The sequence below is a fragment of the Pseudonocardia sp. Cha107L01 genome (genome assembly GCF_052566575.1).
The window spans coordinates 4,159,123-4,179,805 of sequence record NZ_CP199579.1 but is presented as its reverse complement, the minus strand read 5'-3'; the positions used below and the strand labels follow the sequence as shown (position 1 = coordinate 4,179,805).

Below are 20,683 nucleotides of genomic sequence, written 5' to 3'. Positions count from 1 at the left end.
CATGGCCGAGAGCAAGAGCATCGACTCCGCAACCGAGGTGCGGGAGTTCCCGAAGGGCCGCGTCGAGGTCGTCACCGTCGGATCGTGCACACTCAGCCGCTCCACAATGCAGCCCGGGTGGCGCTGGTCGGAGTGCGTGAAACCGATCGCGGGGACCCCCAGCTGCCAGGTACAGCACGACGGCTACGCCATCTCCGGGACCCTGCGGGTCCACCAGGACGGCGGCAGCGAGATCGACATCAACCCCGGCGACGCCTACTCGATCGCCCCCGGGCACGACGGCTGGGTGCTGGGCGACGAACCGTGGGTCGGTGTCGACTTCTCGCCGGCAATGGCCGCCACCTTCGCCAAGCCGGCCACCCAATAAGTACCCGAGATGATCAAAGGAGGAGAATCCCCATGACCATCACCACGACCCCGGTCGACAACGGCATCAACCTGCAGGCCCTGCTTGACGCCCGGGAGGCACTCAGCGCCGACCCGACGGCCGCCGAGTTCGAATGGCGGGCCAGTTGCACGTGGGTGAGCGGCACACACAGCCACTCCACCGTGGAAGGGTTTCGGGGCCTCGGCGCGGAGCAGTCCCACAAGGCCGTCTTCCACTATGACCTCGATCATCCCGAGTGCTTCGCGTCCGAAGACCATGGCCCCACGCCTACCGAGCTAGTCCTCGTCGGGCTGGCCGGCTGCCTCACCGCCGGCGTCGCCGCCGTCGCCCAGATGCGCAGTATCCAGCTACGTGCCGTCACCGCCACCGTGCGAGGCGAGCTCAACCTGCTCGGCGTGCTGGGCGCCGACCCCGACGTCCGCAACGGGTTCCAAACGATCAAGGTCCATTTCGCGGTCGAAGCCGATGCCTCCCCGGCGGACGTCGAGGCGCTCGTGGCCCAGTCCCAGAAGCGGTCCGCGGTCTACGACCTCGTGGTCAACCCGACGGACGTCACCGTCACGGTCAACTAGATGCACACGACCACGGTGGTCATCGGGGCAGGCCACGCCGGGCTCGCCATGAGTCGCCGCCTCACCGAACGCTCGATCGACCACGTCGTACTCGAGCGCGGTGAGGTGGCCAACTCATGGCGGACCGAGCGCTGGCCGTCGCTGCGCCTGCTCACCCCGAACTGGCAGACACGCCTGCCGGGACAGCGTTACGGCGGGAATGACCCAGACGGCTTTCTGTCGATGCCCGAGGTGATCGGCTTCCTGAGCGACTACGCCAAGGCGATCTCCACCCCGGTACGGACCCAGACCACCGTGAAGGCGGTACGTGCCGCCGGCTCGGGCTACGAGGTGGCCACCACACAGGGCGTGTGGCACTGCCCGACGGTCGTCCTGGCCAGCGGGCCCTGCAACCGCGCCCTCGTCCCGGAAATGGACCAGGCGGTGCCACCGCGGATCACGACGCTGACCCCGATGACCTACTGCGGCCCCGACCAGCTGGCCGATCGCGGGGTGCTCGTGGTCGGCGGGTCGGCCACCGGGACACAACTGGCGGAGGAGATCCAACGCTCGGGCCGGGCGGTGACGCTGGCCGTCGGCGAGCACGTGCGGCTGCCCCGCCTGTACCGGGGCCGCGACATCTTCTGGTGGATGGAGGCCGCCGGTGTGCTCGACCAGCGTTACGACGAGGTCGACGACATCGTCCGGGCACGCCATGTCCCATCACCGCAGCTGATCGGCACCCCCGACCAGGCAACGATCGATCTGAACACGCTCACCGCCCAGGGAGTGCGCGTCGTCGGACGGCTCGGCCGGATCCACGACGGCGTGGCTCAGTTCGCCGGCTCAATCGCCCACGTCGGCAAGCTCGCCGATCTGAAGATGAACCGCCTCCTCGACACCTTCGATGCCTGGGCGACCGCCGCCGATTTCGACGACTGTCTCGACCCCCCACAGCGGTTTGCTCCTACCCACGTCGCCGCGCCCCCGACCCTGGCCGTCGATCTCCGCCGAGGCGCGATCGGAACGATCATCTGGGCCTGCGGCTACCGACCCGACCACTCCTGGCTGGGCCTTCACGTCTTCGACCGTGTCGGGCGCATCCGCCACGACGGCGGACTGGTGTGCGGCGCACCCGGCATTTACCTGCTCGGGACACCCTTCCTCCGCCGCCGCCGATCGAGCTTCATCAACGGCGCCGACCACGACACCGCCGACCTCGCTGACCACCTCCACCGATTCCTCGACCAGCAGGCGCCGTGCGGCACAGGCCCGTCCTCGCCTAAGCCTCGACACTCGGCTCGCCCGCAACGGCAACGTCGCCATGCCCGACAGCATCTGCCCGCCATCGGCGATCAACACCGTGTCCACGAAACACCCGGCCGCGGTCATGCTCCGGCGTGAACCCCGTCGAGCCGGCGCCCGCGACAGGCCGCCGGCCAGGCCACTGCGCTACGTGATCAGCCACAGCGTGAGGGTGGAAGGTCAGCCGCCGCACCCGGCGGATCTCGGCGTTGTACCTGACCCCGAGCTCGCCGGCCGAGAGCCGCGGGTACCGCCGACGACACGGAGATCGAGAACGAGATGAGCACCTGGGACGAGCTGCCGAACCACCTCGGTAACAGAGCGCAGCAGCGCGGCGCTATCCAGCGGTGAGATGTCCGCGGACCGGGGGCTCTCGGCACCCGGCTGGTTGACCCACGACAGCACACCGTCCGGACGCAGGACGCGGCGAATTCCGGTGGGTAGGAGCCCCTGGCAGCGGTCGTTGGGAAGGCCGACGACGTACTGGCCCGGGTCGGCGTCGTGTTTGAAGATCTCGAAGTTGACGATGTAGTCACCAAGTGGCGCGTAGCGACTCTCATTTTCCTCGGCGTCGATGGCGGCCGCCGTGGTCATCCGATTCGCGCTGAGCGCGGTGTCCTCCTCAGGAACGAGCTGACACCCTACTGCGTGACAACCGGCGGAACAGAGCGCCGCTAGGGTCTGCTGGGGTGGAGGATCCTGATCGGGATCTGCTCGGGCGGCTGCGGGCCGGCGAGGAAGCGGCGTTTGCCGCCCTGGTCCGGCGGTATCAGCCGGGCCTGTTGCGGCTAGCCTGCTCGATGCTCGATAGCCGGGCGGTGGCCGAGGAGGCGGTGCAGGACACCTGGTTGGCGGTGGTGCGCGGTCTGGAGCGCTTCGAGGGCCGCTCGACCGTGAAGACCTGGTTGTTTCACATCCTGGCGAACCGGGCGCGGTCGGCCGGGCGGCGCGAGCATTGGTCCGAACAGGTCGCCGACTCCGGGGCGGTGGTGGCCTCTGACCGGTTCGGCCCTGACGGGGCGTGGGTCAGACCGCCGGCGCCGTGGGCCGACGAGGTCGAGAACCGTGTGGTTGCGCAGCAACTGGCCCGCCGGGCCCGGGTCTGCCTGGCCGATCTCCCGGTCCGGCAGCGGCAGGCGGTGCTGCTGCGCGACGTCGAGGGGCTGTCCGCGGTGGAGGTGTGCTTGGTGCTCGGGGTCAGTGAGGGGAACTTGCGCGTGCTGCTGCATCGCGGGCGGGCCCGGGTCCGCGCGATGCTGGAAGATGAGTGTGGGAGGCGTCCGTGAGGCAGTTTTGGTTCCGTCGTCGCGGCCGCTCGCTGGTCTGCCAGCAGGCGGTGGAGCTGATGTCGGACTACCTGGAGGGTGCGCTGTCCGAGCGCGAGCGGGCGCGGCTCGAGGCGCACCTGGCCGACTGTCGCCACTGCGGCGAGTATCTGGCCCAGCTACGGGCGACCATTGACTGTCTGGGCCGGGCCACCGCGGAGGATCTGCCTACGCGGGCTGTCGACGAGCTGGTCGGGTTGTATCGGCGTTGGCTGGCCGAGTAGCTGGCAGCGAAAGCAGTTCAATCCCAGTCGTTGGTCTGCTGTAACGCGCCTCTCCCGGGTCGGGACTGTTCTGCCGTCATGTTGTCGGAGGTCCGGGAGGTAGGCAGATGACCGCGACGATCGATGAGGCCAGGCTCGAGCAGTTCATGGGCCAGATGATCGGCTACATGACCGGCGGGGCGCTGTGTTTCGGGGTGTGGCTCGGTGATGAGCTCGGCCTGTACCGGGCGTTGGCCGAGGCCGGGCCGCTGACCGCCGACGCGCTGGCCAGCCGCACCGCCACGAATCCCCGGCTGGTCCGCGAGTGGCTGGATGGCCAGGTCGCCGGGCGACTGGTCGACTACGACCCGGCCGCCGGGCGATATGGGCTGTCGGCTGAGGCGGTTGCGGCGCTGGCGGATGACACCTCGCCGGTGTTCGTCGCCCGGGGGATGAACGCGTTCGCCTCGCTGTTCCTGGACGGGGCGAAGATCACCTCCGCGTTCCGAGGGGACGGGGCGCTGGCCTGGGGTGAGCATCATCCCTGCCTGTTCTCGGGCACCGAGTGGTTCTTCCGCACCGGTTACCGGGCCTATCTGCCCACCGAATGGCTCCCGGCCCTCGACGGGGTCGAGGCGAAGCTGCGTGACGGTGCCACCGTGGCCGACATCGGCTGCGGGCACGGCGCCTCGGCGGTCGTGATCGCCCAGGCCTATCCGAACTCACGGGTCTCGGGCTTCGACTACCACCCCGAGTCCATCGAGGTCGCCCGCGAGCGGGCCGCGGAGGCCGGCGTCACCGGCCAGATCACCTTCACGGTTGCCGACGCCACCAGCTACCCCGGACGGTTCGACCTGATCTGCTTCTTCGACTGCCTGCACGACATGGGCGACCCGGTCAGCATCGCCGGCTACGCCCGCGAGCACCTCAATCCGGACGGCACGCTGCTGCTGGTCGAACCGTTCGCGCTCGACGACCACCACGCCAACCTGACCGCGAACCCGATGGCCGCCCTGCTCTACACCGCGTCCTCGGCGATCTGCACGCCGAACTCGCTCTCCCAGCCGGTCGGCCTCGGCCTGGGCGCCCAAGCTGGCGAGGCGAGCCTGCGGAAAGTGATCGAACAGGCGGGCTACACACGCTTCCGGCGCGTCGCCCAGACACCGATGAACCTCATCCTCGAAGCCCGACCTTGACCCTGTCCGGCTAGCACCATGACGAGGCCCCGGTGAGCGCCCCGACGCGAAGCTCGCGTTCGCAGCGCTCACCGAGATGCTCGGCCAGGTCAGCTGTGTTGGCGCAGGATGCCGAACTGCTCGGATCGCCCGAATCCAACATCCACTCCGAGGAGCACTCCCGTCATGACCAACACCGAGTACCGCTTCGACGACCTGCGTGCGTTGTTCGTCAACTGCACCCTCAAGCGTTCGCCCGAGGTGAGCAACACCGAGGGCCTGATCGAGGTCAGCCGCAACATCATGGACAAGCACGGCGTGCGGGTCGAGGTGGTCCGCGCGATCGACCGCGACATCGCCACCGGTGTGTGGCCGGACATGACCGAACACGGCTGGGAGCGCGACGACTGGCCGGCACTGTACGAGCGGGTACTGGCCGCGGACATCCTGGTAGTGGCCGGCCCCATCTGGCTCGGTGACAACAGCTCGATCACCAAGCTGGTCATCGAACGCCTCTACGCCTGCTCCCACCTGCTCAACGACGCCGGCCAGTACGCCTACTACGGCCGGGTCGGTGGCTGCCTGATCACCGGCAACGAGGACGGGGTGAAGCACTGCGCGATGAACATCCTCTACAGCCTGCAGCACCTCGGCTACACCATTCCGCCGCAGGCCGACTCCGGGTGGATCGGGGATGTCGTCTGCCACGAGTAAGGGACCACCTGGGATCTAGTTTTGCCACGAGGATGGGACCAGGGGCTTGCCGGTGATGGGACCACCTGTTTGCCAGTAGTGGGACCACCCGGCGTGGCTCCCCGCCTTCCGGTCGTGCGGCCGTTGTGGTCGTCCGCATGTCCTATCGGGAGGTGTCCGTGATCGAGGTTAGAGAGATCCTTCGGCTGTGGTTGGAAGGCCGTTCGCTGCGCGCTGTGAGCACGTTGGCGGGGGTGGACCGCAAGACGGTCCGCCGGTACGTCGCTGCCGCTGAGGCGGCCGGGCTGGCCCAGGAGTGCGGCCCTGAGCAGCTGACCGATGAGCTGCTCGGGACGGTCCTGGGCGCGGTGCGACCGGACCGCCCACGCGGTGTTGGGGCGGCCCGGGAGTCCCTGGATGCCCATCGGGAGCAGATCGCGGCCTGGCTGAAACAGGGGCTGACCTTGGCCAAAGTCCATGTGCTGCTGGGCCGGCGCGGGGCGGTGGTGCCCTATCGCACGCTGCACCGCTACGCGGTCAGCGAGTTGGCCTTCGGCCGGCGCCAGCCCACGGTCCCGGTTGTCGACGGCAACCCTGGTGAGGAGCTACAGGTCGATTTCGGTCGACTCGGGCTGATCCCGGACCCAGTTCGTGGGGCACGGCGGGTCGCCCATGGGCTGATCTTCACCGCGGTGTATTCGCGGCACATGTTCCTTTACCCGACTCACCGCCAAACACTCGAAGAAGTGATCGCCGGGTTCGAGGCCGCCTGGGCGTTCTTCGGTGGCGTTTTCAAAGTCGTCATTCCCGATAATATGAAAGCGATCGTCGAGCAGGCCGATAATATCGAACCCCGGCTCAATGATAGTTTCCGCGAATACGTCCAAGCTCGGGGCTTCGTGGTCGACCCGGCGCGGGTCCGCCATCCTCGGGACAAACCCAGGGTCGAAAAATGTGTGCAATATGTGCGGTCCAGCTTCTTCGCCGGGGAGGACTTCACCGATCTGAACGACTGCCGGGCCCGCGCCGTGTTGTGGTGCGCCCAGGTCGCCGGAACGCGTATCCATGGCACCACCTGCGCACGCCCAGCTGAGGTGTTCGACGCCGAGGAAGCACCCCTGCTGCTGGCGGCCCCCGCGCAGAGGTTCGCGATCCCGGTCTACACCAAACCCAAGGTCGCACCTGATCGGCATGTCGAGGTGGCCAGAGCGCTGTATTCGGTGCCCGGGGAGCTGATCGGGCAGCGGCTGACCGCTCGTGCTGATGGGCACACGGTCAAGCTGTTCCGCCGCGGCCAGCTGATCAAAGTTCATCTCCGGCAGGAACCGGGGCGGCGGCGCACCGACCCGGCGGATCTGCCCAGCGAGGTGTCCACCTACGCGATGCGCGACCTCGACGCGCTGGCTCGCCGCGCGACTGGCTATGGCGAGCACATCGGTGCCTACGCGGCCGCGCTGCTGGATCATCCGCTGCCCTGGACCAAGATGCGCCAGGTCTATCGGCTCCTCGGACTGGTCCGCCGCCACGGCGCTGACCGGGTCGAACAGGCCTGCAAGCGGGCCTTGGAGGTCGAGGCGGTCAACGTCGGGCTGATCGACCGGATGCTCACCCGGGGGCTGGAAGCCGACACCACCCGCGGCACCGCCACCGGCCAGCTGGCCATCCCCATCCCGGCCGCCGTTGATACCGCCGCCTCGAAGGTGGTGCCCGCCGCGCGACGGTTCGTCCGCGACGCCGGCGAGTTCGCCACCGGTGCCACCGGGCAGATGCGGCGCCCGTCGTGACCACCAACGCCCGTCCCAGCCCCGTCCCGCGCGGGTCCGTGCAGCGAGTCGAGGTATCCGGCGATCTCAAGGACCTGATGCGCCGGCTCAAACTCGGGCGGCTGCTCGACACCCTGCCCGAACGCCTCGCGTTGGCCCGCACCCAACACCTGCCGCATCACGAGTTCCTGGAGATGCTGTTCGCTGATGAGGTCACCCGCCGCGACCAACAAGCCACCCTGCTGCGCGCCCGCTCCGCGCACCTGGACCCGACCATGGTCCTGGAGGCCTGGGACGACTCCACGGCCGTCGCGTTCGACCGGACACTGTGGGCAGAGTTGTGCTCGCTGCGATTCCTCACCCAAACGAACAATGTGCTCATCATGGGACCCGTGGGAGTGGGGAAAACATTCCTGGCCAACGCCCTCGGGCATGCCGCGGTCCGCCGCAAATACACCGTGCACATCGAACGTGCCGACAAACTGTTCAAACGGCTACGCGCCGCCCGTCTCGATCACACCCACGAAGAGGAAATGCGGAAACTGCACCGGGTTGAACTATTGATACTCGACGATCTGGCATTGCACCCGCTGGGCACCGAGCAGACCAGTGATTTTTATGAGCTGATCGTGGAACGCCACCGCGAGGCCTCCACGATCATCACCTCGAACCGGGAACCCCCAGAGATGCTGACCATGATGGCCGACCCGCTGCTGGCCCAGTCCGCGATCGACCGGCTGCAGTCCGCCGCCTTCGAACTCATCGTCGAGGGCGAAAGCTACCGCCAGCGCCAACGACCACGCATCGGCCAACCCCTCGACGCCGCGCAGGAGGACAGATGACCGAGAAACGTTGACGTCAACGACGTCCCTACACGACGATCAGCACACGGCCCACGACCGCCGAAGTGGTCCCTAGCTGGTGACAAAACGGTGGTCCCTTACTCGTGGCACCTGACATCGGGGAGGCCGGACCGGGCCCGTCCTACCTCGACCCCGGCTCCGGTGGGCCGGAGAACGACTTCACCAACCGCAACACCACGTTCATAACCTGGAACCTGATGCACCTCGCGCGAATGCTGAAGAACGCCGGTGGGGTCCCGGCGTATGGCAACCAGCGCTCCGAGTGGGACGCCGGCTGCCGGTTCGACTTCACCAACCCTGAGTACCGCTGATCCGGGCGAGGGTCGCGGGCAGAGGCGTGTATCTCCTGGCCGGGGGGGACGAGCAGGTTGATCCGGTCGCCGGGTGGGAGGCGGATGTGCAGATTGGGCTCGCACAACTGGCGCTGGTGCAGAACGGGAGATCGGGATGCGCCTGTCCAGAGAACCACCCGAGTGTCTGGCCGTTCAGGCGACCGGGTCAGCCGAGGCGGCTGCGGGCAAGGGCGACCGCCGGGTCGGTGTGTGGCAGGTCGTGGGCGGCCCCGACCGGTTCGCTGACCAGCGCCCCGCCGACGGTGCTCAGGCCGGCGGTCAGTGCCCGGTGACTCAGCGCCGCGCCACCTACCCCTTCGCCGGCCACGGTGACCAGGTAGGGCAGCGTGGCCGAGGTCAGTGCCAGGGTCGAGGTTCGGGCCACGGCCCCCGGGATGTTCGCCACCCAGTAATGCACGACGCCTTCCTCCACGTAGGTGGGGTCGAAGTGGGTGGTCGCCCGGCTGGTCTCAAAGCACCCGCCCTGGTCGATGGCGATGTCCACCGCGACGCTGCCGGGACGCATGCTGGCGATCATCCCCCGGCTGACCAGCTTCGGTGCCTTGGTGCCCGGCACCAGGACCGCGCCGATCAGCACATCGGAGTCGGCGATGTAGGCGCTGAGCCGGGCCCGGTTGGGCACGACCAGGTCGAGCCGGCCCCCGAAGATGTCCGACAGGTACGCTAGCCGCATCGGGTTGGTGTCGAAGACCCGGACGATGGCGCGCATGCCGACGGCGATCTTGGCCGCCTCGGTGCCAGCCACGCCGCCGCCGATGATGGTGACCTTGGCGGCCGGGGTTCCGGGGACGCCGCCGAGCAGCAGCCCCGCACCGCCTGCCGGGCTCTCCAGGTGGTGAGCGGCGGCCTGAACCGCCATCCGCCCGGCCACCTCACTCATGGGGGTCAGCAGCGGCAGCCTCCCGTCCGGGGTCTGCACCGTCTCGTACGCGATCGAATCGATCCGCCGCTCCAGGAGGAACTCGGTGAGCCCGCGGTCGGCGGCCAGGTGCAGGTAGGTGAACAGCTGCTGTCCCTCGCGGAACCGGTGGTACTCAGCCGGGATCGGCTCCTTGACCTTGACGATCAGGTCGGCGCGGGTGAACACCTCGTCCGCGCCGTCGACGACGGTGGCGCCCGCCTCCCGGAACTCCTCGTCGCTGAACCGTGAGCCCGCGCCGGCGCCGGCCTGGACCAGCACCTGGTGCCCGTGATGGGTCAGCTCCACGACGCCGTCGGGCTGCATAGCCACCCGATTCTCACTGTCCTTGATTTCCGTCGGCACGCCGACCACCAAAGCTGTCACGGCTGTCCTCCCTGTCGGCTCTGTCGCGTGGAAAGCGCCGGCGACCGTTGGGTCCAGGCGGTCCGCGCCAACGTAGCGCCGAATCCGCCGACCGCGGATGCCGGTGAGAATCTCGTAGTCGATGGTGCTCGCGGCCCGGGCCCAGTCCAGGGCCGTAGGCTCGCCGCGGGATCCCGTGCCGAACAGGACCGCACGGTCGCCCTCCGCCACTGCCCGGCCCGAGGTCGACCACGGTCTGATCCATGCACACCCGACCCCACGATGGGACACCGGTGCCCATCGATCCAGACCTCGCACCGGTTGGACAGAAGCCGGGGCAGACCGTCGGCGTATCCGCGGGCCACTACCGCGACCGTGGTGTCGCGCGGCGCCACCCAGGTGTGGTTGTAGGAGATGCCTTGGCCCTCGGGCACCTTCTTGGTCAGGCCGGCGGCGGAGTTGGCGAGATGCACGCTGCTCGGGGCGCGCCGACCCGCTGAACGTCCGCGACACACGTCCATCCGGCGCGCCTGTTCGTCGCCCCCGGGCGACGTGGCACATCGCGGTCCGGAGGGTCACCGCCCGCTCCGCGACCAGGCCGACCCCGATGTTTTTGACCGTGGTGGCGAACCGCACGCCGTAGATGTTGATCACCAGAGAGGGCGACGACGCCGATGGCCACCAGGATCTGCGCGGTCTGGCTCATGGCCCAGCCGAACAGGCCGCCGAGGTACCCGGACAGGACGTAGCCGACACCGATCATCCCACAGACCCAGCCCATCAGAGCGACAAAACCAGTGAACCAGCCCAGGCCGGGGCCGTTGATGCGGCTGGTCCACTAGTAGGCGTAGCCGACCAGCGGCATCTTGGCGGTCAGGTCGGCCGCGATGGCAGCCCAGATGGCGAACACAGGCGATCCTCGCGAGCCGACTCCCGGGCACGGATCAGCGCCACCCCAATCGCGGTCGTGCCCACCCCCGCCAACGACTCAATCGAGGGAGTACGCCCGACGAGATCTAAGCCTGGATCCGCAGACGGGCTGCGTCGACGAGCCGCACGTAATATGAGGAAAGTGCCTCCTGAGCTGGGATGATGGGTGTTCCTAGGCACCGAACAGCCCGGCTCGAGAGAGGCACATTCAGGGCGAGTGTCGCATAGATTCACCGCTGATTCCGCGCGCTTTGATGAGGACAATCTTGTGTCGCACGCGGGGTTGGTGCCCTTGCTCGGGCTGGCCGAACAGACCCGCCTACCGGAGATCATCGCCGAGAAGGTGTCGATCAAGACGTGTCGGATTCGTTCCGGCGCGGCGAACCCGGTAGACAAGTTGCTGGGTGTGATCGCCGGGATGTGCGCCGGAGCGGACAGCATCGACGACCTCGATGTGCCGCGCGCGGGTGGGATGCCGATCCTGTTCGACAAGGTCTACGCGCCCTCGACGCTGGGCACGCTGCTACGGGAGTTCAGCTTCGGACATGCCCGCCAGCTGGAGTCGGCGTTGCGCGAGCACCTGGTCGCGCTGGCCGGGCGCACCGAACTGCTTGCCGGTATCGGCCAGCAGGCGTTCATCGACATCGACTCGCTGCTGCGTCCGGTCTACGGGCACGCCAAACAGGGCGCCTCCTCGGTCACACCAAGATCTGTGGCAAGCAGGTGCTGCGTAAGGGGCTCTCGCCGCTGGCCACCACGATCAGTACCCCTACCAGCGCGCCGGTGATCGCCGGATGCGGCTGCGGGCGGGTAAGGCCGGTTCTGGCAAGGGTGCGGGGCGCATGGTCGCCCAGGCCATCGCCACCGCCCGCGCCATCCAGGCGAGTGCGACGATTCTGGTGCGCGGCGATTCGGCCTTCGGTAGCCGCGCCGTAGTACGCGCCTGTCTGCGCGGCAAAGCACAGTTCTCCCTGGTCATGAACAAGAACCGGGCCATCCAGCGGGCCATCGACTCCATCCCGGACACCGCATGGACCCCGGTGCGCTACCCGAACGCCGTCCACGACCCCGACACCGGAGCCTGGATATCCGACGCCGAAGTCGCTGAGGTCTCCTACACCGCCTAATGGGCAGGTAAGACCGATAGCGGCACCCCAGGCGACTCCTACTCAAGCGCAGGGCCGTGAGCCTTCGATGTAGACCGAGGCGTTGTTGGGGTGCTTCATCAAGAAGCAGTGCCAGTCCATGCCTCACTACACCGCGCGTAGTTCAACTCGTCGGCGAAGACCGGCGGGGCTGGCACTGCTTCCGGCTCACAACGGCGTGGCATATCACCTGTTGAAGCATCGCTTCCCGATCATGGTCGTGGTTCGAGCCGCCGGTAGGGATTACCTCTGACCAGCACGGGAGCCTGCAAGCTCCAGCGCAGATCGAGGGCCCTGGCGGTGCGCTGGGGTCACGAACGGCTGGTGGGATGTCGGGCCTTCGAGCCCTGCCATTAGGGCGGCGCGTACCCCGCACAGGCTGCGGACCACAACAGCTCCCCGAACTGAACGGAGAACATCGTGAACGTGCTGTGCGGCCTCGACTGGGCTGAAGACCACCACGACGTGGCCCTGGTCGATCCGGACGGAAACCTGGTCGGCAAGCGGGGGCACTGCTGGTCCGTGCTGGGCGTCGTCGCGGTATCGACGCCGAAGCCGAGCGACTGCAGACTGTGCTACGCGCCGAGTACCTGCATCACCCACCGGTGGTGGAGGACGCCTTCGGCGTGCAAGCGGTCGCGCTGCTACGCCACCTCGACACCGCCAGCACGAACGCCGAACAGCTCGACGCAGCGACGATAGCCCATTTTGACAAGCACCCGGACGCCGCAATCATCACCAGCCTGCCAGGAGTTGGATCTCTCACCGGCGCACGGGTGCTCGCCGAAATCGGCGACGACCGATCCCGTTTCGCCAACGCTCGATCCCTCAAGGCCTACGCCGGCTCCGCGCCCGTGACCCGCGCCAGCGGCAAGAGCCTGGCCGTGATGCACCGACGGGTCAAGAACCAACGCCTCGCCGCCGTCGGCTACAGCTGGGCCTTCTCCGGCCTGACCGCCTCACCCGGCGCCAGAGCCCACTACGACCGGCGCAGAACCGCCGGTGATCGCCACATCGCCGCCCAACGCAACCTGTTCAACCGCCTCATCGGCTGCCTGCACCACTGCCTCGACACGGACCAGACCTACAACGAGAAGATCGCCTTCCCGCCACCTGAAACCGGGACTCACGAGCCCGCCGCTTGACACCAAGACCGCGTGGGATGTCTTCGCCGCCAGCAAAGACCGGATCACCACCCGACTAGATGACCAATTCCAAGGGGTCGGTCCGGCGCGGCGTTGGGTGAGCTGTGGTGGAGGGTGCCCAGGATCAGCGTGCTTACCCAGATGAGCAGGAGGCTCTCGTGGACGCTGACCTGGACACCCTCGCGACGGCACTCTACGTGCGAACCGATGATCTGCTGAAGGCCACGCCGGAACGGGCGCCATGGCGCCCGAAGGTCGGGATCGCACCGAAGATCACTGACTCTGAGCTGATCACGTTGGCGGTGATGCAGGCCCTGCTCGGACATACCAGCGAGGCCCGTTGGTTGCGCTACACCCGCGCCCACCTGGGACATCTGTTCCGCTACTTGCCCCAGCAGCCCGGTTACAACAAGCGCCTGCGCGGCCTGGGAGCCACGATCGGATGGCTGGTAGGCGTGCTGGCCCGCGACACCACGTTGTGGACCGACGACGTGTGGGTCGTCGATTCGACCCCGGTCGAGTGCGCCCGATCCCGCGACGCGGTACGCCGCTCCGACCTGGCTGGGTGGGCCGAATACGGGTACTGCGCCTCGCACTCACGGTTCTTCTGGGGCCTGCGGTTGCACCTGTTGTGCACGCTGCACGGGCTGCCCGTCGGGTTCGCCGTGACCGGCGCGAAGGCCGACGAACGCCACACCCTGCTGGCAATCCTGGACACCGATCCCGAACTGACCGCGCCCACACGGGCCGGACAGACCGTGATCGCCGACCGCAACTACTACGGCCGCCAGTTCGAAGCTGAACTCGCCCACGCCGGCCTCCACCTGCTGCGACCCGCTCGCAAAGGTGAACAACCCCGCCCCGGAACAGCGTTGTTCAAGCCGTTACGCCAGGTCATCGAGTCCATCAACGACACCTTCAAAGGCCAACTCAACCTCGAACAACACGGCGGCCACACCCCCGCCGGAGTCTGGGTCCGCATCGTCCAACGAATCCTGGCACTGACAGCGGCGATCTGGCACAACGACCGCACCAACCAGCCGATCAAACGCTCGCTACTGGCCTATGACCACTAAACCTTGGAATCGATCATCTAGTGGTGCGCCGGGTCAAAGACGCCCGCTACCCCGACGCTTTGTTCCCGGTCTGGCGGTATCACCCCTTCTTCACCAACACAGACCTGCCCACGACCGAGGCCGACATCGTCCACCGCCGCCACGCCATCATCGAAACCGTGTTCGCCGACCTGATCGACGGACCTCTGGCCCACATGCCTTCCGGACGGTTCGGCGCGAACTCCGCCTGGGTACTCTGCGCCGCGATCGCGCACAACCTGCTGCACGCCATGGGCACACTCGCGGGCGACCGCTACACCCTGGCGCGCGGATCCACGCTGCGAGGGCGGATCATCACCGTCCCGGCAAGACTCGCCCGACCCGCTCGACAGCCGATCCTGCACCTGCCCACCCGTTGGCCCTGGGCGCCAGCATGGCTCTCGCTCTGGAACGACATCCTCGGCCACAGCCCACCCGCCACTGCCTGACCCTGATCCGTCCAAACAAGCCCGAGCAGTGGAAAAGCTGGGTAGACCAGCGGACCACGCACGTCCCACACCGAGCCGAACCCGCCGAAGCGATCTACGCCACCAGCAAGATCACCCAGAACATCCGCTCCGCGGATTCAGGCTAAGCCGCGCCGAGGCACGCCATACGAGCGATGTAGCCACCAGGCTCTGCTCAGTTCGCCGTCCAGTCCAGCCACGCCGAGCCGGGGTGCGCCCGGCCGAGCACCGCGCCGGTCCACGCCCCGCCACGCACACTGATCCGCCCTATCGCGCCGAACACCCCACCCTCGCGGTTGTCACGTCGCCACTGGGGTGGCACGTCCAACCCCTGCACGGTGGCGGTGGCCTCCGGACCGAGCGGTACCAGCGGGTCGACAGAGATCCATTCCAGATCGCGCTCCCGACCGACCCGCTCGATCAGCCGGTGGAACTCCGCCAACCGCTCCGGGGTAAAGAACACGTGCACATAGGTGTCCACTAGGCAGACCAGGACATCGGCCGGCAGGTCAGCCAGAACCCCGGCAAGCACCTCGAGCAGGTCACCCCGGACGGTGGGCGCGGGGTGCGCCCGGGCCACGGCGACAGCGGCCGCGAACCGGGTGACCGCTCCGAGCTCGGGCGGGACACAGGCCGCCAACCAGTCAACCGTGTCCTGGTCAGCCAGGCAGAGCGGCTCGGTATCCACCCCGACCCGATGGGCCAGCACAAGCCCGCCGGACGGCACCGGCGGGCGTCCGCTGCGCACCTGGCAGCTCAAACGCACCGGGCTCGCCTCGTCGCCGGCGACCAGCTCATCGCCGTCGGCCAGGCGGTAGCGATAGGCGTAGCGGTCCAGATGCAGACCCAGCCCGGCCCCAGTCCCCAGGTCGACCAGCGCGATCGGGCGCAAGTCCCCGGAGGACACCGCCGCCAGCACCGGCAGCACATCCAGGCAACGGCCGACCTCGTTCATCTGATAGCGATGCCGACTACACAGCGCGGCCAGCTCAGTGGCCTCGGTCCGAGCGAACTCGCGCAACGCCACCCGGAACCCAGCGTCGCCCGGTCGCCGCGGTGCCACCCCCGGTCGCGGATAGTAGTCGGCCAGCGGCTCAGGACGCTCCCGAGCCACCCGGTAGCGGATCGCGGCACTGAGCAGCAACGCCGGCAGCCGATCCACCGGTATCGCGGCCGCGAGGTCCAGCAGAAGCTCGTCCTCCGCGATCGCGCGGAAAGTCTCCGCGGTCAACCACCAACTCGCAGGCGCACCCCCCGGCGACCAAGCGGCGGCAACCGCCGCCGCCTGCGCGGCGATCGTCGCCCGAACATCCGACACTGCGCTCATCGTGGTGGCCCTCCCACCCAAGCATCCCAACACCGCACGCAACGATAAAGGCCCCCGCCTATACCTCCGCCGCCAGTTCCCTTTGGCGCACGCCCCTCCACGCACTTCACAAGCACAACGGTGCCCGAGCTATAGAAGGCCACCAGCGGCAAGTTCGGTAGCCGCCGGTCGGGAGGCGTGGGTGCGTTTGACTGACGGCGGGGACCTACTTCCTCGTCGACGTTGAGCCGGACGACTGATCCAACATCGTCTCTGACGCCACCCTCGCCCCGGGGAGACCGCCGGGGCCGAACGCGAACCCACGGACGCGGCGTGGCGGGTCCCGATCCGCCAGGGGCATGAACGACGGCGGCCGTCGCGACCGCGCTCGGCCGCCACTGACCACGCCGCCCCGTACCCGCGCGGAGCGGTCCTCCAGCACGAAGGTCGGACCCTGGACCGGATGTCAGGTGTCACATGTACGGGGCGTTGGAGGTTGCCGAGCGGTCTGTTTACGTGAAACCTGGCCGTGCCGCGAGATCGTCGCCAAGGGGTGCTGCCGGACTGGACGCTGTTGCGCACCCTGCCCTGGGCAGCATCCGGGTGCCTGTGAGCGAGGCCGGCACCCCGGACCGCGATGGACCTCAGCGAAAGGCAGAGCTGCGGGTGACCAGCCGCTACAAGCGTTCGTCTCGACGTTCGTCCTCGGCGGGCCGTTGGGCGAGGAGCCTGGCTGGCGCGGCTTCGCGCTACCCCGCCTGCAGGCGGCGTGCGGGCCGCTGGGCGGCGGCGCCCTCCTGGGCGTGCTGTGGGCCTTCTGGCACTTCCCCCTGTTCTGGAGCGGGGTGTGGACGCCGCCCACCGTGCCGAACATCGTCATGTTCACCGTCATGATCACCCTGCTGACCATCGTCATGACGTGGGTGTTCAACAACGCCCAGGGCAGCCTGCTGATCACCATGCTCATGCACGCGTCCTTCAACACATTCGCCAACAAGGTCGTGGCGCCGCTCTTCCCCGCCCCGCTGCTCAATGACTACGGCCTGCTGCCGGAGCTGGTCGGGTTCGGTGCGGTGGCAGTCATCGTCGTAGCGGCGACACGGGGCCGACTCAGCCTCCACGAGCGGCGGTCACAGGAGTCGAATCCGGCCGCCCTGCCGCGCTAAACGTCTGGCCTCTACCAACACTCGGGACTTCCCCGGGGACTTCCTACCTCGGGCGTCGAGCGACTGGGTGACCCAGACACGGAGACAGGAGACAGGAGACAACGATGCTCGGTGAGCTGCTCGAGATCGACGACCGTACCCTCCTGGTCCTAGGCCAGGAGCTGGACTTCGCAGCCGACCAGCCGGACGTCGCCAACGCTCTGGTCCACCGCGTCGGCGACACCCTGGTCGTGGTCGACACCGGAGTGACGACGGCCTTTCGTGCGGCACTCAAGGCCGCGACCCGCCGCGTCGGGGACTGGTCCCGCGCGGTCGTGTTGACCACCCACGGTCACCTCGACCACATCGGCAACAGTGACCTCGCCGACGAGCTGGGCGTCCCGGTCGAGCACTACGTCCCCGTCCGGGACCTCGACCAGATGCGGGATCCGGCCTCGTCCTGGGTGAACTCATTTTCCCGGGTCACGGGCGTGGTCCCGTTACCCGCACCCCCGTCCTCGGCGGGGAACAAGATCGTGTCGATGTTCCAGCCGCTGCGTCCCTTCGCCGCCGCGACCCGCACCTACGAGCAGCTGCCGTTGCAGCGCATCCGGATCGGATCCGCACGGTTCACCGGTTGGAGCTTCGCCGACGGCGCGGTCCGGGTGCTGCGCAGCCAGGGTCATTGCGCCGGGCACGTGATCGTGCACCTGAGCGACAGCGGGGTCCTGCACCTGAGGCTACGTCGTACCTCGACCGGCTCCTCGACCAGGCAACCGCACTCCAGGAGGCCGCGCTCGCTATCACCAACGACGGGAGGCCGATCCGGCCGAGCGACTTCGTCGAGCGCTACGCGGACGCCCTCGTCGAGATTGGCGTCGGCGGGGCCAACCCGAACCCGATATTCACCGGGATGATGGCCGCCAACCAACTCCGCGAGATCGGACTGCGGCCCGAGTCCGGAGGCGTCGACCCACCCTGGTCGCGTCCGTCGCTGGACAACCCGGCCGTCGTCGCGCCCATGCCCACCGCCTCCGACTAAGAACTGTATCCACATTGATGCTGGATGAATTTATGGAGGGCCCGATGCCACCCCGCCCCGATCCCCGTCGGCTCGTTCTCGGTCTTGCCCTCACCATCGGACTGCTGGTGGCCGCGTGCGGTACCGAGCCGAACCAGGGGAACAGCGAGGGTGCCTCGACGAGCCCGACGCCACCGGCGACGAGCGTGGCGGACTCCGGCCTTCCGGACCCGATCAAGGCGGTGATGAGCAAGCCCCGGTACCGCAACGCGACATGGAGCCTGCTGGCCACCGACCTGAAGACCGGCGAATCCTTCTTCTCTTTCAACGCCGACCGGATGTCGTTCACCGGCTCGACCCGCAAGCTGTTCTCGGTGGGCACGGCCCTCAACGGTCTGGGTGCTGACCACCGCGAGGTCACCCCGGTCTACCGAATGGGGAGCGTCGATGGAAAGGGCGTCCTCAACGGAAACCTGATTCTGGTGGCCAAGGGCGACCTCACCTTCGGTGGCAGGCGCATCAACGCCAACACGATTCAGGTGACCGATTTCGACCACGGCGACGCCAACGCCCTGGGTACGGCCCAGCTCACCCCGCAGAGCCCGCTGTATGCCCTCGATCAGTTGGCCGCCCAGGTGAAGGCTTCCGGCATCACGGCCGTCCATGGCGAGGTGGCCATCGACGATCGCTTCTTCACGCCGTACCGGGTACCGAACGGCAACCAGCTCATCACCCCGATGCTGGTCAACGAGAACCTCGTCGACGTCACCATCACCCCGACCCAGCCGGGCCGCCCGGCAAGAATCGACTACCGGCCGAAGACCGTGGCCTTCACCGTGGAAAGCACCGTGACCACCGGCGCCCCGGGCAGCGTGGAGACGGTGAAGCTCTCCGACGACAACCTCATCACGTGTCTCGGCCAACCCGGGTGCAAAGGAACGATCAGCGGATCGATCGAGCGGGACTACAAGATGCCGGTCACCGGTGGGACCTCGATGATCCACACTTTCCGAATTGAGGACCCCGACGCCTACGCCCGCACCGCCTTCATCGAGGCGCTGCAGCGCCAGGGCGTGACGGTCTCGGCCCCCGCCGTTGCTCTCAACCCGGTCTCGGTGCCGCCGCCCGGCACCGATTACCCGGCCGACACGCAGGTGGCCGCATTCACCTCACCAACGCTGTCGCAGGATGCCAAGCTCGTCCTGAAGGTCAGCCTCAACCAGGGCGCCAGCTTGTTGCTCAGCCTATTTGGCCAGTCGCGCGGCCAGGACACCATCCAGGGGGCACTGGCCAACGAGCGCAAGACGCTCATCGACGACTACGGCATCAGCGGCGACCAGTTCGACTTCCCGACCAACGGCAGCGGCTCACCCGACAGCCGGGCCACGCCCCGGGCCTTCGTCCAGCTGCTGACCAAGATGTCGACAACCCCGGTCGCCGCCGACTTCCACGCAGCGCTGCCGGTACTGGGCGTCGACGGCTCCATGGTCACCACGGGCACCAACCTGCCGGCCAAGGGGCACGTCTTCACCAAACCCGGCACCACGGTCCTGCCGAGCCCCGACGGCAAGACGCTGGAACTCGTGGCTCAGAACCTCGCCGGCTACATCGACACCAAGAACGGTCACCGACTGGCCTTCGTCATCATGGTGAACAACGCTGGCTCGGTCAGTCCCAACCAGATCGCTGCCAGCATCCTCGAGGTGTTCAACGACGAGGGCATCATCTCCAACTACCTCTACGAGACCCGCTGAGCCGATCCTGGCCGCCCCGCCGTCAGCGATGAGTCCGGCTGGACCTCCGGGTCCGCCGGTGTGGCGGTACACAGCTGCCCCGTGTCGGTGTTCGCGCTCAGTTGGCTGGTGATCGTGGTAAGGCTGACTCTGGCCTCGCTACGACTGCCGATGGCGTTCACCGTGCTGTTCGCCCTGATCGACCTGGCACTACTCCTGGTGTTCCTGTTCACCGGGCTCGGCATCTACCTGTTCCTCGACGCCATGGGCGTGGCCACGGGCGGCAAGCCGCTACCCCTGGGCAAGCCGTTGCTGAAATAGCCGCGACCAAGCACACACTGATGCGCCCACCCCCAACTCATCGCGGTGGGCGTACTCAGTGGGGGCCGGTCACTCGCCTGCAGCAGAGCATCGAGTCCACCACCGGTCAGACCCGGCGCCTAACTGGACTCATCGAGGCATACAACGGGGTCCAGCCGGGCGAATCGGGTGGGCCGAGGGTGAACGTGAGCGGACAGGTCATCGGGGTGACCGTAGCGACCGAGTTGACCTCGGACGGTGCACCCGAGGGCCACGGGTACGCCATCCCCATCCGAGCGGCGCTCGCCGCCGTCTACCAGTTGCTGCGTCATGCCACGTCCCGCGTCAGTGCGGATCACCGACAGGTGGCTCTTAGCTGAGGTGTTGAACTGGTCCGGGCTTGCGGCAGCCGCCCCTCCACACAAACCGAACCCGCGCCGATCGGCAATGACTGCACCGAGTACGAGGTCGACCAGGACATCCGCGACGGCCTGGCCTACGGCCGCCAGCTGCC

The 20,683-nt window shown here is 67.9% G+C and carries 17 protein-coding genes and 6 pseudogenes; 18 read left to right on the top strand and 5 right to left on the bottom strand.

The window, feature by feature from the left end; all coding sequences use genetic code 11:
- Position 1: 1 nt before the first annotated feature.
- From ACTXG6_RS19705 to ACTXG6_RS19695, 3 genes are read left to right on the top strand one after another with little or no spacing between them, the layout of a single operon-like run.
- Positions 2-367, top strand: coding sequence for a cupin domain-containing protein (locus tag ACTXG6_RS19705; RefSeq protein WP_445189258.1), 366 nt, complete (start codon positions 2-4; stop codon positions 365-367).
- A gap of 32 nt (positions 368-399) precedes the next feature.
- Positions 400-960 carry an OsmC family protein gene (locus ACTXG6_RS19700; RefSeq protein ID WP_445189257.1) on the top strand — a complete coding sequence of 187 codons (561 nt, stop codon included), beginning with the start codon at positions 400-402 and terminating at the stop codon, positions 958-960.
- Positions 961-2,343: a flavin-containing monooxygenase gene (locus ACTXG6_RS19695; RefSeq protein WP_445189256.1), complete on the top strand. Its 1,383-nt coding sequence runs from the start codon at positions 961-963 to the stop codon at positions 2,341-2,343. It abuts the gene before it with no gap.
- A gap of 81 nt (positions 2,344-2,424) precedes the next feature.
- Here the strand turns inward: ACTXG6_RS19695 and ACTXG6_RS19690 are convergent, their stop codons facing one another.
- Complete coding sequence (locus ACTXG6_RS19690) at positions 2,425-2,838, bottom strand: hypothetical protein (RefSeq protein WP_445189255.1); 414 nt, start codon at positions 2,836-2,838, stop codon at positions 2,425-2,427.
- 95 nt (positions 2,839-2,933) lie between these two features.
- On the opposite strand from ACTXG6_RS19690, the gene ACTXG6_RS19685 reads away from it, so the two are divergent.
- The 7 genes and pseudogenes from ACTXG6_RS19685 to ACTXG6_RS19655 all read left to right on the top strand — a co-directional run.
- Positions 2,934-3,530: an RNA polymerase sigma factor gene (locus ACTXG6_RS19685; RefSeq protein ID WP_445189254.1), complete on the top strand. Its 597-nt coding sequence runs from the start codon at positions 2,934-2,936 to the stop codon at positions 3,528-3,530.
- The gene (locus ACTXG6_RS19680) at positions 3,527-3,793 is read left to right on the top strand and encodes an anti-sigma factor family protein (RefSeq protein ID WP_445189253.1); all 267 of its coding nucleotides are present in this window, start codon (positions 3,527-3,529) and stop codon (positions 3,791-3,793) included. Before ACTXG6_RS19685 ends, ACTXG6_RS19680 begins: the two co-directional genes overlap by 4 nt.
- Before the next feature lie 107 nt (positions 3,794-3,900).
- Positions 3,901-4,968, top strand: a complete 1,068-nt coding sequence (locus ACTXG6_RS19675) for a methyltransferase domain-containing protein (RefSeq protein ID WP_445189252.1) — start codon at positions 3,901-3,903, stop codon at positions 4,966-4,968.
- 165 nt (positions 4,969-5,133) lie between these two features.
- Positions 5,134-5,643, top strand: a pseudogene (locus ACTXG6_RS19670) (flavodoxin family protein); the annotation flags it as partial.
- 155 nt (positions 5,644-5,798) lie between these two features.
- On the top strand, positions 5,799-7,424 hold the full coding sequence (istA, locus tag ACTXG6_RS19665) for an IS21 family transposase (RefSeq protein WP_445183323.1): 1,626 nt from the start codon (positions 5,799-5,801) through the stop codon (positions 7,422-7,424).
- Positions 7,421-8,245, top strand: a complete 825-nt coding sequence (locus ACTXG6_RS19660) for an ATP-binding protein (RefSeq protein ID WP_445183324.1) — start codon at positions 7,421-7,423, stop codon at positions 8,243-8,245. The genes istA and ACTXG6_RS19660 overlap by 4 nt, the downstream gene beginning before the upstream one ends.
- A 116-nt stretch (positions 8,246-8,361) precedes the next feature.
- Positions 8,362-8,577: pseudogene (locus ACTXG6_RS19655) on the top strand (flavodoxin family protein); the annotation flags it as partial.
- A 187-nt stretch (positions 8,578-8,764) separates the two neighbouring features.
- Here ACTXG6_RS19655 and ald read toward each other — a convergent pair.
- The 3 genes and pseudogenes from ald to ACTXG6_RS19640 form a co-directional block, all read right to left on the bottom strand.
- The gene (gene ald / locus ACTXG6_RS19650) at positions 8,765-9,895 is read right to left on the bottom strand and encodes an alanine dehydrogenase (protein ID WP_445190053.1); all 1,131 of its coding nucleotides are present in this window, start codon (positions 9,893-9,895) and stop codon (positions 8,765-8,767) included.
- A 141-nt stretch (positions 9,896-10,036) separates the two neighbouring features.
- A pseudogene (locus ACTXG6_RS19645) lies at positions 10,037-10,114 on the bottom strand (hypothetical protein); the annotation flags it as partial.
- Positions 10,115-10,218: 104 nt separating this feature from the next.
- Positions 10,219-10,404, bottom strand: a pseudogene (locus ACTXG6_RS19640) (alanine racemase C-terminal domain-containing protein); the annotation flags it as partial.
- Positions 10,405-11,030: 626 nt separating this feature from the next.
- On the opposite strand from ACTXG6_RS19640, the pseudogene ACTXG6_RS19635 reads away from it, so the two are divergent.
- From ACTXG6_RS19635 to ACTXG6_RS19620, 4 genes and pseudogenes are all read left to right on the top strand, one after another.
- Positions 11,031-11,937, top strand: a pseudogene (locus tag ACTXG6_RS19635) (IS1380 family transposase); the annotation flags it as partial.
- Positions 11,938-12,563: 626 nt separating this feature from the next.
- Positions 12,564-13,103: a transposase gene (locus ACTXG6_RS19630; protein WP_445189251.1), complete on the top strand. Its 540-nt coding sequence runs from the start codon at positions 12,564-12,566 to the stop codon at positions 13,101-13,103.
- 158 nt (positions 13,104-13,261) lie between these two features.
- Positions 13,262-14,179, top strand: coding sequence for an IS982 family transposase (locus tag ACTXG6_RS19625; RefSeq protein ID WP_445189250.1), 918 nt, complete (start codon positions 13,262-13,264; stop codon positions 14,177-14,179).
- Between the two features lie 17 nt (positions 14,180-14,196).
- Positions 14,197-14,646 (top strand): annotated as a pseudogene (locus ACTXG6_RS19620) (IS1380 family transposase); the annotation flags it as partial.
- 193 nt (positions 14,647-14,839) lie between these two features.
- Here ACTXG6_RS19620 and ACTXG6_RS19615 read toward each other — a convergent pair.
- Positions 14,840-15,895 carry a DUF2332 family protein gene (locus ACTXG6_RS19615; RefSeq protein WP_445189249.1) on the bottom strand — a complete coding sequence of 352 codons (1,056 nt, stop codon included), beginning with the start codon at positions 15,893-15,895 and terminating at the stop codon, positions 14,840-14,842.
- Positions 15,896-16,329: 434 nt separating this feature from the next.
- Between ACTXG6_RS19615 and ACTXG6_RS19610 the strand changes: the two genes are divergently transcribed.
- The 4 genes from ACTXG6_RS19610 (at position 16,330) to ACTXG6_RS19595 (ending at position 20,190) form a co-directional block, all read left to right on the top strand.
- Positions 16,330-17,136 (top strand): CPBP family intramembrane glutamic endopeptidase, encoded by an 807-nt coding sequence (locus tag ACTXG6_RS19610; RefSeq protein WP_445189248.1) that lies wholly within the window; start codon positions 16,330-16,332, stop codon positions 17,134-17,136.
- 104 nt (positions 17,137-17,240) lie between these two features.
- Positions 17,241-18,032 carry an MBL fold metallo-hydrolase gene (locus tag ACTXG6_RS19605; protein WP_445189247.1) on the top strand — a complete coding sequence of 264 codons (792 nt, stop codon included), beginning with the start codon at positions 17,241-17,243 and terminating at the stop codon, positions 18,030-18,032.
- A gap of 169 nt (positions 18,033-18,201) precedes the next feature.
- The gene (gene dacB / locus ACTXG6_RS19600) at positions 18,202-19,890 is read left to right on the top strand and encodes a D-alanyl-D-alanine carboxypeptidase/D-alanyl-D-alanine endopeptidase (RefSeq protein ID WP_445189246.1); all 1,689 of its coding nucleotides are present in this window, start codon (positions 18,202-18,204) and stop codon (positions 19,888-19,890) included.
- An 81-nt stretch (positions 19,891-19,971) separates the two neighbouring features.
- Positions 19,972-20,190, top strand: coding sequence for a hypothetical protein (locus ACTXG6_RS19595; RefSeq protein WP_445189245.1), 219 nt, complete (start codon positions 19,972-19,974; stop codon positions 20,188-20,190).
- Positions 20,191-20,683: the final 493 nt, after the last annotated feature.

Bases quoted from the DNA above. Each gene is read 5' to 3' on its own strand.
- ACTXG6_RS19705 (WP_445189258.1), top strand. From the start codon at position 2: ATGGCCGAGAGCAAGAGCATCGACTCCGCAACCGAGGTGCGGGAGTTC.
- ACTXG6_RS19700 (WP_445189257.1), top strand. From the start codon at position 400: ATGACCATCACCACGACCCCGGTCGACAACGGCATCAACCTGCAGGCC.
- ACTXG6_RS19695 (WP_445189256.1), top strand. From the start codon at position 961: ATGCACACGACCACGGTGGTCATCGGGGCAGGCCACGCCGGGCTCGCC.
- ACTXG6_RS19690 (WP_445189255.1), bottom strand. From the start codon at position 2,838: ATGACCACGGCGGCCGCCATCGACGCCGAGGAAAATGAGAGTCGCTAC.
- ACTXG6_RS19675 (WP_445189252.1), top strand. From the start codon at position 3,901: ATGACCGCGACGATCGATGAGGCCAGGCTCGAGCAGTTCATGGGCCAG.
- istA (WP_445183323.1), top strand. From the start codon at position 5,799: ATGTCCTATCGGGAGGTGTCCGTGATCGAGGTTAGAGAGATCCTTCGG.
- ACTXG6_RS19610 (WP_445189248.1), top strand. From the start codon at position 16,330: ATGAACGACGGCGGCCGTCGCGACCGCGCTCGGCCGCCACTGACCACG.
- ACTXG6_RS19605 (WP_445189247.1), top strand. From the start codon at position 17,241: ATGCTCGGTGAGCTGCTCGAGATCGACGACCGTACCCTCCTGGTCCTA.
- dacB (WP_445189246.1), top strand. From the start codon at position 18,202: ATGCCACCCCGCCCCGATCCCCGTCGGCTCGTTCTCGGTCTTGCCCTC.